The sequence below is a fragment of the Sphingomonas sp. CCH15-F11 genome, assembly GCF_001557005.1.
Classification (GTDB): Bacteria; Pseudomonadota; Alphaproteobacteria; order Sphingomonadales; family Sphingomonadaceae; genus Sphingomonas.
In genome coordinates, this window is the sequence record NZ_LSKG01000065.1 from 1 (window position 1) to 14924 (window position 14924).

Consider the following 14924-nt stretch of genomic DNA (forward strand, 5'->3'; position numbering starts at 1 on the left):
CGCGTCTGCCGCGCCCTGGATCCGAATGCGTTCGGGCAGGTCGTGCCCGCCATGATCGGCGGTCAGCACCGCCAGATAGTCGATGCCCGCCGCATCGAGCACCGCGAAGAACTGGCCGAGGTCCTCGTCGAGCGACATGAGCTGCAGGCACATCTCGGTGCCCTGGTTGCCGAATGTATGGCCGACATAGTCGGTCGCCGACACGCCGACCGCCAGGATGTCGGTCGCCTCGCCTTTGCCCAGCCCCATGTCCTGGACCAGCCCCGCCGCCAGCGCGAGCGTTGCGCCGTCGAGCGCGGGCGACGCACGAAAGCCGCGCGCGTCGCCCGGCGCGCGCTGGAACCGGCCCGTACCGACGCTGTTGCCGCCACCGATCGCGATCGGCTGATCGACGCGCGCACATGCCGGCGGCAGGTCAAGCGGCGGCTGGCCCTGCGCGATCAGGCGCGCGACGGCGGCGTTCGTGCGATCGACCACGGGCAGCGTGGCGCGGCCTTTGAACGTCGCGAACTGCTTGCCGTCCCACCACCAGCTCTGGTCGGTGCGGCCGCCGCCCATCATTACCGCGGCGCGATCCTTGCCCGCGACGGCGACGTTGCGCGATCGCGGGTTCGCCGCCTTCAGCCGCTCGCCGAGCACCGGCACCTTCAGATGCACGGCGGAAACCGTATAGTCGGACGACGTGCTGCCCGGCGCGGTTTCGTCCTCCGCGCAATAGACGCTCTTGTCGGCACGCGCGGCGTTCAGGTCAGTCCAGTTGTTCGCGATGATGCCGCTGCGATAAGGCAGCGCGCCGGTCAGGATCGTCGAATGGCCGGGACAAGTTTCCGTCGCCGCATGCGCCTGGTAGCCGGAGGGAAACACCACCCCACTCGCCATGCGCGCCAGCCCGCCGGTAAAATGCGGCCGATATTGCGCGAACAGGTCGGCGGCGAACTGGTCGACCGAGATCGCGACGATCAGCCTGGGCGGGGCGGCGGGCGCAGCCGCGGGTCGATCGGCCGCCGGTGCGCGGGCGGGCTCGGCCGCGGGCGCATCGCTTTTTTGCGGCGCGGTCTGTGCATGTGCAACCATCGGTGCCGCGAGCGCGAACAACAGGGCGGGAGCATGGTGACGAAGGACGCGCATCGAATATCCCAACTGCTTTTTCGGATCGCCCGCGCTATGTTCCAACGCGCCGGGCTGGGCAAGGATGACGCATGGGTTCTGGATATTTCGGCGCGATGACAAAGGCCGCCTTGCGCCGGCTTTCAATCGTCACGCTGCTGCTCGTCACGCCGTTCGCATCGGCGCTGGCGCAGGAGGAGCTGCCCGGCCCGCATATCGCCATCGACCTGATCGCCGAAACCGATCGTCCCGCCCCGGGGCAGGAGGTGACGCTCGCATTCGCCTCCACCCCGCAGCCCGGCTGGCACGGTTACTGGAAAAATCCGGGCGAGGCCGGCATCGAGACCCAGCTCGCCTGGACGCTGCCCACCGGGGTCGCGGTCGGCCCGCTGGCCTATCCGGTGCCCCAGAAGCTGCTGATCGCGGGCATCATGAACTATGTCTATGAAGGGCCGTTCACGCAATTCGCGACGGTCCGGATTCCCGCCGACGCGGCGGTCGGCACGCGCCTGCCGCTGCGGGTGCGCACCGATTACCTGGTCTGCACCGACGAGATCTGCGTCCCCGAAAGCGCGGAGCTGTCGACCGTCCTGACCGTCGGCGACGGCGCGATCGATCCCGCGCGCCGCGCGCAATTCGACCGCTGGCGTCGCGCCCTGCCCAGGCCGATCGGATCACCCGCGACCTTCGCGGTCACCGGCAGCGGCGCCGACGCGCGCGTCCGCATCGCCATCCCCTACCCGGCCGACGCGCCGCTGGGCGACCCCGCCGCCGCCTATTTCTTTCCGCTGACCGCCGGCGCGATCGATTATGGCGCGGCCCAGACCGTGACGCGCGACGGCGACAGGCTGCTGATCGACACCGTCGCGGCGGGCAGTCCAACGGCGATCGAAGGCGTGCTTAAGCTCGGCGAAGGCGACGGGTTCCAGGTGCGCGCAGCCCCCGGCGCGGTGCCGACGACCGCGGGCGGCGGCGGTGCGGTCGACTGGCAGCTCGCCGCGCTTGCCCTGCTCGGCGCGATCGCCGGCGGGCTGATCCTCAACATCATGCCATGCGTCTTTCCGATCCTCAGCCTGAAGGCGCTCAGCCTGGCAAAGGCGGGCGAGAGCGACGCGCATGCCCGGGCAGAGGGCCTGGCCTATACCGCCGGCGTCGTGCTGGTCTGCGCCGCGCTGGGCGCGATGCTGCTGGGGCTGCGCGCGGCCGGCGCCACCGTCGGCTGGGCCTTCCAGCTTCAGGACCCGCGCGTCATCCTCGTCCTGCTGCTGCTGGTCAGCGCGATCGCGCTCAACCTGGCGGGGCTGTTCGAGCTGCCGACCCCGCAATTCGCGGCGCGCGCCACGGGCGGCGGGACAAAGGGCGCGTTCGCCACCGGCGCGCTTGCCGCCTTCATCGCGACACCGTGCACAGGCCCGTTCATGGGCGCGGCGCTCGGCGCGGCGCTGATCCTGCCCTGGTGGGCGGCGATGCTGATCTTCATCGGGCTGGGACTCGGGCTGGCGCTCCCCTTCCTGCTGCTCGGTTTCGTCCCCGCGCTCCGGCGGCGGCTGCCGCGACCGGGACCGTGGATGGACAATTTCCGCAAGGCGCTGTCGGTGCCGATGTTTCTGACCGCGCTTGCGCTCGCCTGGATCCTCGGGCGACAGGCGGGGGTCGACGGCATGGCGCTCGGGCTGGGCGCGGTGCTGGTCGCCGCGATCGGACTGTGGTGGACCGGGCGACGACAGGCGGACGGCAAGGGGCGGCAATGGCTGCCCGCGCTTCCCGCGCTCGCCCTCGCGCTTGCCGCGACCGCGCTTGTCCAGCGTGCGCCCGCCCAGGCGACCGATGCGGTCGCCGCGCTGCCGGACGCACAGGCGTTCAGCGAGACGAAGCTGGCCACCTTGCGCGCCGAAAACCGGCCCGTTTTCGCCTATTTCACCGCTGACTGGTGCGTGACGTGCAAGGTCAATGAAAAGGCCGCGATCGAAACCGCGGCGGTGGCGAGGGCGTTCGGCGACGGCAAGGTCGCGGTGCTGGTCGGCGACTGGACCAATGGCGACCCCGCGCTCGGTCGCTTCATCGAACGCCACAACCGCGCCGGCGTGCCGCTCTACCTATGGTATGCGCCGGGCAGTGATGAACCCAAGGTGCTGCCGCAAGTGCTGACCCAGGCGATGCTGACCGATCTGGCCGGCGGGGGAAAAGCCGGGGGGTGAGCGTCGTGTCGGCCGCGCGCCGGCTCTGCCGCCCAGTTCGGCAAAGGTCGCGGTGCCGACCGGATAGTCGCGCCAGGTTGCGTGGTCGAAATGCCACCATTCCTCCGGGATGACCGCAAAGCCCTCCGCTTCCATCGCGCGCCGCAGCAGGTCGCGGTTCGCGCGCGCCTCGGTGGTGCCGCCGCGAAAGTCGGCCGCCGCGCGGTGCGAGAATTCGTCATAGCGGCTCGGCATCGGCACGATGCGCCCGGTCGCCAGCTCGGTCAGGCCCAGATCGACCGCGCAACCGCGATTGTGGCGCGACCCCTGCGCGGGATCGGCCACGAATTCGCGGCTTTCGGGCGGCGTCGCTTCCCAGAACATCCAGGTCGCGTACCAGGGCCGATACGCGTCATAGATGACCAGCCCGAAGCCCTGCGCACGCAGCGCCGCCAGCACGCGGCCCAGCGCCTCGGCCGCCGGCCGCTGCAAAAATGCGCCCGGGCGGTCATAGACCGGCAGCCCCATGAAATTGTCCGCGGTCGCATAGCGGATGTCGAGGCGCAGCCCCGCGCCGGTCAGCGCGACAAGGTCGGCCGCACGCGCGCCGGGCTGCGGCGCGGGCGGGGTGGCGGCGAGCGCCCGCTGGCGCAGCGCCGCCGGGTCGGCGCGCACCGCGGCACGGATGCGCGCCTGCGCCTCCGCCCCGAAATCGCGGCGCGGGTTAAGCAGGCCATTGATCACCACCGACTGTCCGCCCTCGCTGAAATACAGCCTCCGCCCGTCGACGGCGCGCCACACGCCGGGTTCGGCCGGGGTCAGCATGCCGTCCAGCCCCATACCGATCGCGAACAGCGCGCCATCCGCCTCGCCGATCGTCACGAACCGTTCGGGTTCGCCATAATCGCCGATCAGGTCCATGCCGTAAAAGCACCGGTCCTGCGCCCAGCCCGGCGTGGCCAGCATCAGCGCCGCCCCCGCCACCAACCCGCCACGCAACACTGTCCGCCGCGCAATCATCGTGCGATCCGCCGGTTGAGCCATGTCGCCACCTCGCCTGCACCCTGCTTGTCGGTATCGCGGTCGACCCGGTAATTCGCCTCGCGCATCGCCTCGACCGGAATCGCGCCGACCAGCGGGCGCAGCGCCGCCAGAAAACGTTCGTCCTGCGTCCGCTTGGGCGCGACCAGCAGGATCGCGTCATAGCCCGGGATCGCGCCCTTGGGATCGCTGAGCACCGCCAGCCCCTGCGCCGCGATCCGCCCGTCGGAGGAAAAGGCGGAGATGACATCCGCTTCGCCGCTGTCGATCGCGCGATACATGAAGGTCGGATTGTACGCCCGCGCCGAGGCGAAACGCAGCCCGTAGGCGTCGCGGATCGCCCGCCATTCGCCGCGCTCCAGAAATTCGAGGTCTGCGCCCAGCTTCAGCCCCGGCGCGGCGCGCGTCAGGTCATCGAGCGAGGCGATATCGCGCGCCTTTGCATCGTCACCGCGCATCGCGAAGGCATAGGCATTCTCGAACCCCAGCGTGCCGACCAGCCCGACACCGTGCCGCTTCCGCGCCCATGTCGCCACGCCCGCGACGATCGCCGCGCGGCCAGGTACATCCGTGCGCCGCATCTGGTTGGTCCAGAGCGTCCCCGTATAGTCGACATAGACATCGATGTCCCCGCCGGCGAGCGCGGCAAAGGCGACACCCGATCCCAGCCCCTCGCGATAACTGACCCGGTATCCCGCCGCTTCAAGCCGCTGGCCGATGACGCGCGCCAGGATATATTGCTCGGAAAAGCCCTTGGCCCCGACCACGACGTCGCGCGGGGGCGTGACGAGCAGCGGTGCGACCGCAACCGCCAGGCCCGCGCCGAGCAGCGCCACGCTCGCCCATAATTGTCCGCGCCGCCGCGCCCGGATCGCCCCTTCGGCCAGCCCCAGCAGCGCGTCGACCGCGATCGCCAGCGCGGCGGCGGCGATGCAGCCCGCGAGCACCAGCGACCAGTTCTGGGTCTGGAGCCCGGCAAAGATCAGGTCGCCCAGGCTCGGCTGGCCGACCGTCGTCGACAGCGTCGCCGCGCCGATCGTCCAAACGGCCGCGGTGCGGATGCCGGCCATCAGCACCGGCGCGACCAGCGGCAGCTCGACCAGGCGCAATTTCTGTCCCGCCGTCATGCCGACGCCATCCGCCGCCTCCAGCACTGCGGGATCGAGATGGGTCAACCCGGTCACGCCGTTGCGGACGACCGGCAGCAGCGCATAGAGGCTGAGCGCGAGCAGCGACGGCAGGAAGCCGAGCGCCGGGATGCCGCCCCCCACCAGCCCCGACAGCCACAGCAGCACGGGATAGAACAACGCCAGCAATGCAAGCGCGGGCACGGTCTGGATCAAGCTCGCGAGCGCCAGCACGATGCGCGCCACCGCCGGCCGCCGCGCCGACCACAGGATCAACGGCGCACTGACCACCAGCGCCAGCATGAGCGCGGCCGCCGCGAGCAGCAGGTGGCGGGCCGCAAGCTCGGGCACGCGCGCGAATGCCTCGATCATCCGCGCGCCTCGATCTCGGCCAACCGGTGCGCCTGGTCGCGCGGCACCGCCACCAGCGCGTCGGCGGCGGAACCCGCGCGGCCGGCCAGCAGCTCGGCGGGCGTCGCATCGGCGACGATTGCACCACCCGCCATTACCAGCACGCGGTCGGCGAGCAGCAGCGCTTCGGCCATGTCGTGCGTGACCATCAAGGTCGTCAGCCGCATCCGATCGTGCAGCGCGCGGATCGCCTTGCCCAGCCCGTCGCGCGTCACCGGATCGAGCGCGCCGAACGGCTCGTCCATCAGCATCAGCCGAGACTGGCAGGCCAGCGCACGCGCGACGCCGACGCGCTGGCGCTGGCCTCCCGACAGCGCATCGGGCATCCGCGTGGCGAGGTCGGGGCTGAGTTCGACCAGCTCGAGCAGTTCGGCGACGCGTGCCGCATGATTGCGTTCACCGCTCAGCCGGAGGCCGATCGCGATATTTTCCCCGACGCTCAGATGCGGGAACAGCCCGACATTCTGAAACACATAGCCGATCCGTCGGCGCAACAGATGCGCGGGTTCGGCATCGACCGCGCGCCCATCGATCCGGACCGCTCCCGCGCTCGGCTCGACCAGCCGATTGACCATCTTGAGCAGCGTCGACTTGCCCGACCCCGACGTGCCCACCAATGCGACGAAGCTGCCGCCGGCAATGTCCAGCGTGACACCGCGCACCGCCGTCACCCCGCCCGGATAGGTCTTGGCCGCGCCGTCGAATTGCACCGCCGGGCCGGGATCGTGGTTTTGCGCTGGCATTGAAGCGGGTTGTGCGGGAAGGATGACGGAAAATCAAAGGGGAGAGCATCGCGTGGCGGCAAGCGTCGGCAAATCGGCATTCATCACCGGCGGCGGGTCGGGCATCGGCCGCGCGGTCGCCCGCCATTTCGCCGCGCAGGGCTGGCGGATCGGCGTCGCCGACATCAATGCGGCGGCCGCGGCGGAAACCGTAGCAATGCTGCCCGAAGGCCGGGCGGGTACTTACATCATGGACGTGCGCGACCGGGACCAATGGCGCGCTAGCCTGGACGCCTTCACCGGCGGTGCGGGGCTGGACCTGTTGTTCAACAATGCCGGCATTCCGATGGGCGGACCGTTTGCAGATACCAGCGCCGCCGACCTGGAGCGCACGATCGCGATCAATTTCACCGGCGTCGTCCATGGCGCGCATATCGGCTATCATTATCTCAGGCTGTCGCCCGGATCCTGTCTGCTCAACACCGCGTCGGCGGCCGGGATTTACGGCACGGCCGGCGCGGCGATCTATTCGGCGACCAAGTTCGCGGTGCGCGGACTGACCGAATCGCTCGAGGCCGAGTGGCGGCGCGAGGGGATCAAGGTGCGCTCGCTGATGCCCAGCTTCATCGAAACCCCGCTGCTCGACGGCGGCATCGTCGGATCGAACCTCAACATCCGCGAGCGCGTGACGTCGGCGGGGCTCGAGCTCACCCCGGTCGAGGAAGTGGCCGAGGCCGCGTGGCGCGCAGTGCATGGCGACGACGTGCATACCGTCGTTGGCAAGACCGCGAAGCGGATGCGGTTCGCCGCGCGCTGGATGCCCAAGCAATTGCGCCGCCAGGCCTCGCGCGGCCTGTGAGCCGGGACCGATGAGCGACCGCGCCACCCCCAACCTGCCGTCGCGCGACTTCGACGCGACCGAAGCCTTCTACGCCGCGATCGGCGAATTAGCCGTCTTATTGCTTGACCATACAGTTAAGCCGAGGCGACGCTCAGCAGTAATTTTATCAGCTCAAACTATCGAAAACAAAAAGCCTAGACATTCAAGCGCTTGTAGCATATTTTCAACGAGCTAAAACGTTAATCCCGAAAGGAGAGTCGGATGCTCAATATCCTGCGCTCGAAGGCTATACGTGCTCTAGCCGCGACCGTTCTCGGTCCGGCAATGTTGGTTATGATGCCTTCGCAGGCTTTCGCGATGAGCCCTTACCAATATGCGATTCAATCATGCTGGCCGGATCGATGGCAAACGGTGAATGGCGGCTTCGGAAGCTACGAAGAATGCTTCGACTGGCATCGTGCGCAGATGTGTCGCGCGCTCCCCTCCAACAGTCCCTATCTTGAGCAGTGTGAATTCTGATCGGATTGACGCGGCGGGAAATGGTATTTCCCGCCCATTTTTGGGTATGCATACGTAAATTTGAGACTGTACGGCTTTACTGATATCGTCGTCTTGATGATTATCTTCCTGGGTTCATGCGACTCAAATTTTGGGCCTGCCTTGCTCCTGAAGCGTAGCGAACCGGCGGTGTGGAGACCTGAAGATTCGTCGTCCTACATGTGGTTCAAAGATGGCACGAGACTTCGCTCAAGTAACGCCGCCGTGAAAAGAACCTGCGTTAACAAGGCCTAAATTCTTTCCCTATCCCGACCTCGATCCGTCCGGCAGTTCATTCGGCTGCTGCCTGCGCGTCGACGACGTCGACGGGCTCCATGCCGCCTGTGTCGCGGCGGGGGTCCCGCACGCCCGCACCGGCATGCCGCGCGTCAGCCCGCCCGTGCGCGATCCGGCGGCCGGGTTGCGCATCGGCTATCTGGTCGACCCCGACGGCACGCTGCTGCGGCTGGTGGCCAACGCCTGACCGGGCCGCGTCCCCTCTGGCCGCGCGCGCAAATCGCGCTATGGTCGCCGCGCACGCGGGCCGGGGCACGCGCGCTTTCGTCACGCCAGGGGACAATTTCACCCGAATGACCAGGTTCCTGATCGGCATCGCCGGCATCATCGTCATCCTCGCCATCGCCTATGCCCTGTCCGCCAACCGCCGTGCGATCCGCCTGCGCGTCGTCGGCGCGGCGTTCGCGCTCCAGGCCGGCATCGCGCTGCTCGTCCTCTACGTGCCCGCCGGCAAGGCGGTGATCGCGGGAATGGCCGGCGGCGTGTCGGCGCTGCTCGGCTATGCGAGCGAGGGGACCAAGGTCATTTTCGGCCCGATCGCCACCGACGCGACCTTCGGCACCGCCTTCGCCGTCTCCGCCCTGCCGGTCATCATCTTCTTCGCCGCGCTGGTGGCCGTGCTTTATCATGTCGGCATCATGCAGATGGTCGTGCGCTGGATCGGCGGCGCGATCGAAAAGGTGATCGGCGTATCGAAGGTCGAATCGCTGTGCGCGGCCGCCAATATCTTCGTCGGACAATCCGAATCGCCGCTGGTGATCCGCCCCTATCTCGCCTCGCTCACCCAGCCGCAGATGTTCGCGGTGATGTCGGTCGGCATGGCGGGTGTCGCGGGCACCATCCTGGCGGCCTATGCCGCGCTGCTCGGTCCCACCGCGCTGCCCTATCTGCTCGCGGCGTCGTTCATGTCGGCGCCGGGCGGGCTGCTGATGGCCAAGATGCTGATGCCCGACGATCCGCTCGCGCCGACCGGCGAGCTGCCGCTGGGCGACGACCGCGAGGCGCAGGTGATCGTGGCGGCCGAACATGTCGCGGAGGAAGAGCGCGCCGCCAACATCATCATGGCCGCCGCGATCGGCGCGCAGACCGGCGTCAAGATCGCGGTCGCGGTCGCCGCGATGGTGCTTGCCTTCGTCTCGCTCGTCGCGCTCGCCAACGGGCTGCTCGGCGCGGTCGGCGGCTGGTTCGGCCAGCCCGATCTCACCTTTCAGGCGATCCTGGGCGTCATCCTGTCGCCCGTGACCTTCCTCCTCAACATCCCCTGGAGCGAGGCGCAGGCAGCGGGCGGCCTGCTCGGTACCAAGGTCGTGCTCAACGAGTTCGTCGCCTTCGCCCAGCTCGGCGCGACCGAGGGGCTGAGCCCGCGCACCGCCGGCATCATTACCTTTGCGCTGTGCGGCTTCGCCAATTTCAGTTCGATCGCGATCCAGATGGCGTCCGCGGGCAGCCTGGCGCCCAATCAACGCCCCGTGATCGCAAAGCTGGGCATCCGCGCGCTGATCGCGGGCACGCTCGCCAACCTGATGTCGGCTGCGCTCGCCGGGATGCTGCTGCCGGGCTGACCGCCGCGCTTTACCCGGTCAGCGCGTCGGCACCGGCTCCGCACCCGAATAGTCATAGAAGCCGCGCCCGGTCTTGCGCCCGTACCAGCCGGCCTCGACATATTTGACGAGCAGCGGTGCCGGGCGAAACTTGGGATCGCCCGTGCCCTCGAACAGCACGCGGGTGATTTCGAGGCAGGTGTCGAGCCCGATGAAATCGGCGAGCGTGAACGGCCCCATCGGGTGATTGAGCCCCAGCTTGCACGCGGTATCGATGTCGGGGATCGTCGCCACGCCTTCGCCCAGCGCGAAGCACGCTTCGTTGAGCATCGGCATCAGCACGCGGTTGACGATGAAACCCGGCGCGTCGTTGGCATGGACGATCGCCTTGCCAAGCGACGTGCCGAACGCCTCGACCGCCGCGACCGTCGCGTCGCTGGTCGCCAGGCCCCGGATCACCTCGATCAGCCCCATGACCGGCACGGGGTTGAAGAAATGTACGCCGATGAACCGCGCCGGATCGGGCGAGGCCTGCGCCAGCCGCGTGATCGGGATCGACGATGTGTTGCTGGCCAGGATCGCGCCGGTGCCCAGCACCTTGCCGACGCTTTCGAAGATTCGGCGCTTGATCTCCTCACGCTCGGTCGCCGCTTCGATCACCAGATCGGCGGGGGCCATCGCGTCGGCGCTGGCGACCGGCTCGATCCGGGCGAGCAGCGCCTGTGCATCGGCACTCGTCAGCTTCTCCTTCGCCACCAGCCGGTCGAGCGATTTGGCGATCCCCGCCTTCCCCGCTTCCGCCCGGTCGAGCGCGACATCCGACAACAGCGTGCGATGACCCGCCGCCGCCGATACCTGGGCGATCCCCGCCCCCATCTGGCCCGCGCCGATCACGCCGATGGTCTTCATGTCCGTCTCTCCCGTTCGCTTCGCGGCCCTCCTATCGCGGCGGATGCGCTTCGGCTAGGATCGAAGCCATGATCGCGCTCTTGCTGATGCTGCTCGCCGCCGGTCCCACGCCCGGCGACCTCAAGACATTCGGCGACTGGGTCGTCGGCTGCGACAATGCGAAGCGATGTGCGGCGGTATCGCTGACCGTCGACAACGGCGTCGGCGACGCGACGATGCGGATCGAGCGCGAGCCCGGCCCCCTGGGCGATTGGACCGTGACGCTGACCCCGGACGCGGCAAAGATCGGCCGCGTCGCGGTGCGGCTGGACGGCGCGACGCTGGCGCGCGGCGAGATCGCCGATGCGGGCCTGACGATTACCGGGGCGAGCGCCGACGCGATCGTCCGGCGCATGGTCAATGGCAAGCAGCTGACCGTCGAGCGCCTGGTCGATGGCCGGGTGTTCACCCGCGTTTCGCTGACCGGCGCGTCGGCGACGCTGCGCTATATCGACGCCGAGCAGAGCCGGGTGGGCACGGTGACCGCGGTCGTGGCGCGCGGCAGTCGCCCGGCCAGCAATGTGCCCAGCTCACGCCCGCTGCCGGTGGTCGTTCAGGTACGCGCGCCCCGCAGGCCGCCCGAGGCGATCGGCCCGACGCTGCGCCGCGCGATCGAACGCGAAACCGGCTGTGCCGACGAACAGGGCGGCCCCGACCTCACCCCCGATCCTGTCCGGCTGGATGCCAAGACGACGCTGGTGCTGATCCCCTGCGGCGCGGGGGCGTATAATTTCAGCAGCGTGCCCGTGCTGGTACGCAACGGCAAGTTCAGCGTCGCGCCGTTCGACGTGCAGGTCGGTTTCAGCCCCGATGCCACGCTGCTGGTCAACGCCGACTGGGATACAGATCGCGCCCGTCTGACCGAATATTCCAAGGGCCGCGGGCTCGGCGATTGCGGCACGTCGAGCGAATATGCCTGGGACGGCGACCGTTTCCGCCTGGTCGAGCAGGCCGCGATGAGCGAATGCCGCGGGTCGATCGACTGGATCACAGTGTGGCGCGCAGCGACGATCCGGTGAACGGGTCGCGCGGTTTGAACGCCTAACCCCTCACGGCGCCATCGGGCGCGGTTGCGCTTCGGCCAGGATCAGCCCGAACCAGTCGCGCGCGTCGGTCCATTCGGCAACCGGGGTCCAGCCCCCTGCACGCAGCAGCGCGCGGGCATCGCGCGGACCGTATTTGTGGCTGTTTTCGGTGTGGATCGTCTCGCCCGCAGCGATGCTGAACGCCCGGCCATCGACGTGGAACGACACGTCGCGCAGCGCCTCCAGATGCATCTCGATGCGTGCGGCATCGTCATTCCAGATCGCGCGATGGCGAAACGCGTCGACGGGCAGGTCGCCGTCGAGTTCGCGGTTGATCCGCTCGATCAGGTTGAGGTTGAACGCCGCCGTCACCCCGCGCGCATCGTCATAGGCCGGGACCAGTATGTCGGCGGGCTTGATCCGATCGATCCCGATCAGCAGCATCGACCCCTCGCCCAGCGAGGCGCGCATCGTGCGCAACAGGTCGACCGCGCCGAACGCGGTCAGGTTGCCGATCGTCGAACCGGGAAAGAAGCCGAGCTTGGGCAGGTCGGCGACCGGGGCGGGCAGCCGCACCGGCTGCATGAAGTTCGCCTCGACCGGGTAGACCTCGATCGCCGGAAACGCGTCGGCGAGGCCGGCCGCCGATTCACGCAGGAAGTCGCCCGAAATGTCGATCGGGACATAGGCCGCGGGAGAGATGCAGCGCAGCAGGATCGGCGTCTTGGTCGACGATCCCGATCCGAATTCGATCACGGCGCGCCCGGTGCCGACGCGTTCGCCGATGTCGGCGCACGCCGCGTCCAGGATCGCGGTTTCGGTCCGGGTCGGATAATATTCGTCGAGCGTCGTGATTGCCTCGAACAGTTCCGAACCCCGCCGGTCGTAGAACCAGCGGGCGGGAATGGCGCGCGGGCGCGCCGCCAGTCCATTGAGCACGTCGGCGCGAAAGGCGGGATCGGCGAGCGAGGCCTGACCGTCCTCGATTTCGGGCTTCAGCATGTCACAGGTCCCTGGCGAGCCGCACGCCGGTGAACTGCCAGCGTTGGTGGGGGTAGAAGAAATTGCGGTAGCTGGCGCGCAGGTGCCCGCGCGGCGTCGCGCACGATCCGCCCTTCAGCACGAACTGCCCGCTCATGAACTTGCCGTTATATTCGCCGACTGCCCCCGCCGCCGCCGTGAAGCCGGGATAGGGGCGAAAGGCACTGCCGGTCCATTCCCAGACATCGCCGAAAAATGCCGGTCCGCCGGTCGACGGCCGCGGTTCGACCGGCCCGGCCGTATCAAGCTGATTGCCGCCCAGCGGGTCCTCGTCGGCCACGGCGGCTTCCCATTCCGCCTCGGTCGGCAGCCGCGCGCCGGCCCAGCGCGCATAGGCATCGGCTTCGTAGAAGCTGACATGCGTGACCGGGGCTGCCGGGTCGATGGCGCGCCGCCCGTCCAGCCCGAAACGCGTCCACGCGTCGTCGCGCCGTTCCCAATAGAGCGGCGCCTCAACGCCCTCTGCGCGCACCCACGCCCAGCCGTCGGACAGCCAGTGCCGGGGGTCGGCATAGCCGCCATCGGCGATGAATGCCGCCCATTCGCCGTTGGTGACCGTGCGGTCGGCGATCGCATGCGCGTGGAGGAGCACCGGATGGCGCGGGCCTTCGCAGTCGAAGCTGAAACCATCGCCGCCGTGCCCGACCGACGCGATGCCCGCCGGCCCCTCGATCCAGCGGATCGGCCCCGGCATCGCCACCGGAACCTTGCGCGCGCCCGGCCACACTGCCGGCTCGATCGGATTGCGCGCGAACAGGTGGAGAAGATCGGTGACCAGCAGCTCCTGATGCTGCTGCTCGTGATGGCAGCCGAGCTCGACCAGGTCGCGCGCCGCCGGCGGCAGGTCGGGAAGCGCGGCAACCAGCGCCGCATCCACCGCGGCACGATAGGCCTTGACCTCGTCCAGCGTCGGGCGCGTCAACAGGCCCCTGGACGGCCGGGCATGGCGCGCGCCCTCTGCATCGTAATAGCTGTTGAACAGATAGGGGAAGCGATCGTCGTGCAGGCGATAGCCCGTGACGAAATCACGCAGCACAAAGGTTTCGAAGAACCAGGTGGTATGCGCGAGGTGCCATTTGGCGGGTGACGCGTCGTCCATCGACTGGGCGGTGGCATCCGCATCGCTCAACGGCGCGACCAGCTGGTCGCTCAGCCGCCGCACCGCCAGATAGCGTTCCGCGATCGGGGCGGCCCGTGGCCTGGCTATGGTCTTGGCCATTCACGCCTCCTTCGCTCCGCGTGTTCACTGTCTGTGTGTCAATCCGGGCGGCGGAAATCTGTCGCTACATTGCTATTGTGACGCCCCGGGCACCCACAGAACGTCGCCGTCCGCCAATTGGTTCACATGACGGGCGAAAACGAACAGAAAGTCGGACAGCCGGTTGAGATAAGTCAGCGCCAGCGGGTTGAGCGGGACCGTCGCCGACGCGGCGACCGCCGTACGCTCGGCCCGTCGCGCCGTCGCCCGCGCGACATGCAGCGCCGCCGCCGCCGGGCTTCCGCCGGGCAGGATGAAGCTGGTCAGCGGGGCCAGGCCGCCATTGACGCGATCGATCGTCGACTCCAGCCACGCGATCTGGCCCGCCACGATCCGCAGCACCATGTCGCCGGGGGTGTAATCGTCGCCCGGCGTCGCCAGATCCGCGCCCAGATCGAACAGGTCGTTCTGGATGCGGCGGAGCAGCGCGAGGTCGTCCCCGGCCAGCAGGGTCGACGCAACGCCGATCAGCGAATTGACCTCGTCGACATCGCCGATCACCGCAATGCGCGGATCGGCCTTCGACACGCGGCTGCCGTCGACCAGCCCGGTCGAGCCGTCGTCGCCGGTGCGCGTATAGATGCGGTTCAGCCTGACCATGCGCGCCCGGGCCGATCAGCTCCGGCCGCTGGCGAACAGGATCAGCACGACGACGACGATCGCCAGCGCCTGAAAGAAGATGCGCTGCTGCATCATCTTGTTCGACTGGATGCTCGAGCGCGCCGGGCCCTCGCCCTTCAGCTCCGCCTCGGTGGTGCGCAGGAACGAGATGATGCCGCGCACCAGCGCCACCACCGTCGCGAGCATCGCTGCAATCAGCAGGATGATGAGGAAGGTCTGCATGCCCCCTA

General features: G+C 68.7%; 14 protein-coding genes and 1 pseudogene. 6 read left to right on the plus strand and 9 right to left on the minus strand.

Features of this window, described 5'->3' with window-relative positions:
* Positions 1-1074: alkaline phosphatase family protein (locus AX709_RS05910; RefSeq protein ID WP_443026329.1), on the minus strand; the 1074-nt coding region annotated here is incomplete at its 3' end.
* A 125-nt stretch (positions 1075-1199) separates the two neighbouring features.
* On the opposite strand from AX709_RS05910, the gene AX709_RS05915 reads away from it, so the two are divergent.
* Positions 1200-3305 (plus strand): protein-disulfide reductase DsbD family protein, encoded by a 2106-nt coding sequence (locus AX709_RS05915; RefSeq protein WP_231727438.1) that lies wholly within the window; start codon positions 1200-1202, stop codon positions 3303-3305.
* Here AX709_RS05915 and AX709_RS18170 read toward each other — a convergent pair.
* The 3 genes from AX709_RS18170 to AX709_RS05930 are packed head-to-tail and all read right to left on the minus strand — an operon-like array spanning position 3204 to position 6606.
* The gene (locus AX709_RS18170) at positions 3204-4328 is read right to left on the minus strand and encodes a M15 family metallopeptidase (RefSeq protein WP_197418926.1); all 1125 of its coding nucleotides are present in this window, start codon (positions 4326-4328) and stop codon (positions 3204-3206) included. The two genes, AX709_RS05915 and AX709_RS18170, sit on opposite strands and share 102 nt — an antisense overlap.
* Positions 4301-5824 carry an ABC transporter permease/substrate-binding protein gene (locus AX709_RS05925; protein WP_066547849.1) on the minus strand — a complete coding sequence of 508 codons (1524 nt, stop codon included), beginning with the start codon at positions 5822-5824 and terminating at the stop codon, positions 4301-4303. Before AX709_RS05925 ends, AX709_RS18170 begins: the two co-directional genes overlap by 28 nt.
* A complete protein-coding gene (locus AX709_RS05930) occupies positions 5821-6606 on the minus strand; it encodes an ATP-binding cassette domain-containing protein (protein ID WP_066547852.1) in 786 nt (261 codons plus the stop codon). The genes AX709_RS05925 and AX709_RS05930 overlap by 4 nt, the downstream gene beginning before the upstream one ends.
* A 52-nt stretch (positions 6607-6658) precedes the next feature.
* Here AX709_RS05930 and AX709_RS05935 point away from each other — a divergent pair, with 52 nt between their 5' ends.
* The 4 genes and pseudogenes from AX709_RS05935 (at position 6659) to AX709_RS05940 (ending at position 9822) form a co-directional block, all read left to right on the plus strand.
* Entirely contained in the window at positions 6659-7444 is a 786-nt protein-coding gene (locus tag AX709_RS05935) for an SDR family oxidoreductase (RefSeq protein ID WP_231727439.1), read from the plus strand.
* Between the two features lie 243 nt (positions 7445-7687).
* Positions 7688-7945 carry a hypothetical protein gene (locus AX709_RS18550; protein ID WP_156454172.1) on the plus strand — a complete coding sequence of 86 codons (258 nt, stop codon included), beginning with the start codon at positions 7688-7690 and terminating at the stop codon, positions 7943-7945.
* Positions 7946-8216: 271 nt separating this feature from the next.
* A pseudogene (locus AX709_RS19105) lies at positions 8217-8447 on the plus strand (bleomycin resistance protein); the annotation flags it as partial.
* A gap of 106 nt (positions 8448-8553) precedes the next feature.
* Complete coding sequence (locus AX709_RS05940) at positions 8554-9822, plus strand: NupC/NupG family nucleoside CNT transporter (protein ID WP_066483086.1); 1269 nt, start codon at positions 8554-8556, stop codon at positions 9820-9822.
* A gap of 18 nt (positions 9823-9840) precedes the next feature.
* On the opposite strand, the gene AX709_RS05945 is transcribed toward AX709_RS05940, so the two are convergent.
* The gene (locus tag AX709_RS05945) at positions 9841-10710 is read right to left on the minus strand and encodes a 3-hydroxyacyl-CoA dehydrogenase NAD-binding domain-containing protein (RefSeq protein WP_066547855.1); all 870 of its coding nucleotides are present in this window, start codon (positions 10708-10710) and stop codon (positions 9841-9843) included.
* 68 nt (positions 10711-10778) lie between these two features.
* Between AX709_RS05945 and AX709_RS05950 the strand changes: the two genes are divergently transcribed.
* On the plus strand, positions 10779-11768 hold the full coding sequence (locus AX709_RS05950) for a DUF1176 domain-containing protein (RefSeq protein ID WP_066547857.1): 990 nt from the start codon (positions 10779-10781) through the stop codon (positions 11766-11768).
* Between the two features lie 30 nt (positions 11769-11798).
* Here AX709_RS05950 and egtD read toward each other — a convergent pair whose 3' ends face one another.
* The 4 genes from egtD to AX709_RS05970 form a co-directional block, all read right to left on the minus strand.
* Complete coding sequence (egtD, locus tag AX709_RS05955) at positions 11799-12776, minus strand: L-histidine N(alpha)-methyltransferase (protein WP_066547858.1); 978 nt, start codon at positions 12774-12776, stop codon at positions 11799-11801.
* Position 12777: 1 nt separating this feature from the next.
* The gene (gene egtB / locus AX709_RS05960) at positions 12778-14034 is read right to left on the minus strand and encodes an ergothioneine biosynthesis protein EgtB (protein ID WP_066482986.1); all 1257 of its coding nucleotides are present in this window, start codon (positions 14032-14034) and stop codon (positions 12778-12780) included.
* 72 nt (positions 14035-14106) lie between these two features.
* Positions 14107-14673: a cob(I)yrinic acid a,c-diamide adenosyltransferase gene (locus AX709_RS05965; RefSeq protein ID WP_066482988.1), complete on the minus strand. Its 567-nt coding sequence runs from the start codon at positions 14671-14673 to the stop codon at positions 14107-14109.
* A gap of 15 nt (positions 14674-14688) precedes the next feature.
* Entirely contained in the window at positions 14689-14916 is a 228-nt protein-coding gene (locus AX709_RS05970; protein ID WP_066482991.1) for a twin transmembrane helix small protein, read from the minus strand.
* Between the last annotated feature and the right edge of the window lie 8 nt (positions 14917-14924).

Excerpts from the sequence above, each read along its gene's own strand:
- AX709_RS05915 (WP_231727438.1), top strand. The coding sequence starts at position 1,200 with ATGGGTTCTGGATATTTCGGCGCGATGACAAAGGCCGCCTTGCGCCGG.
- AX709_RS18170 (WP_197418926.1), bottom strand. The coding sequence starts at position 4,328 with ATGGCTCAACCGGCGGATCGCACGATGATTGCGCGGCGGACAGTGTTG.
- AX709_RS05925 (WP_066547849.1), bottom strand. The coding sequence starts at position 5,824 with ATGATCGAGGCATTCGCGCGCGTGCCCGAGCTTGCGGCCCGCCACCTG.
- AX709_RS05930 (WP_066547852.1), bottom strand. The coding sequence starts at position 6,606 with ATGCCAGCGCAAAACCACGATCCCGGCCCGGCGGTGCAATTCGACGGC.
- AX709_RS18550 (WP_156454172.1), top strand. The coding sequence starts at position 7,688 with ATGCTCAATATCCTGCGCTCGAAGGCTATACGTGCTCTAGCCGCGACC.
- AX709_RS05940 (WP_066483086.1), top strand. The coding sequence starts at position 8,554 with ATGACCAGGTTCCTGATCGGCATCGCCGGCATCATCGTCATCCTCGCC.
- AX709_RS05945 (WP_066547855.1), bottom strand. The coding sequence starts at position 10,710 with ATGAAGACCATCGGCGTGATCGGCGCGGGCCAGATGGGGGCGGGGATC.
- AX709_RS05950 (WP_066547857.1), top strand. The coding sequence starts at position 10,779 with ATGATCGCGCTCTTGCTGATGCTGCTCGCCGCCGGTCCCACGCCCGGC.
- egtD (WP_066547858.1), bottom strand. The coding sequence starts at position 12,776 with ATGCTGAAGCCCGAAATCGAGGACGGTCAGGCCTCGCTCGCCGATCCC.
- egtB (WP_066482986.1), bottom strand. The coding sequence starts at position 14,034 with ATGGCCAAGACCATAGCCAGGCCACGGGCCGCCCCGATCGCGGAACGC.
- AX709_RS05965 (WP_066482988.1), bottom strand. The coding sequence starts at position 14,673 with ATGGTCAGGCTGAACCGCATCTATACGCGCACCGGCGACGACGGCTCG.
- AX709_RS05970 (WP_066482991.1), bottom strand. The coding sequence starts at position 14,916 with ATGCAGACCTTCCTCATCATCCTGCTGATTGCAGCGATGCTCGCGACG.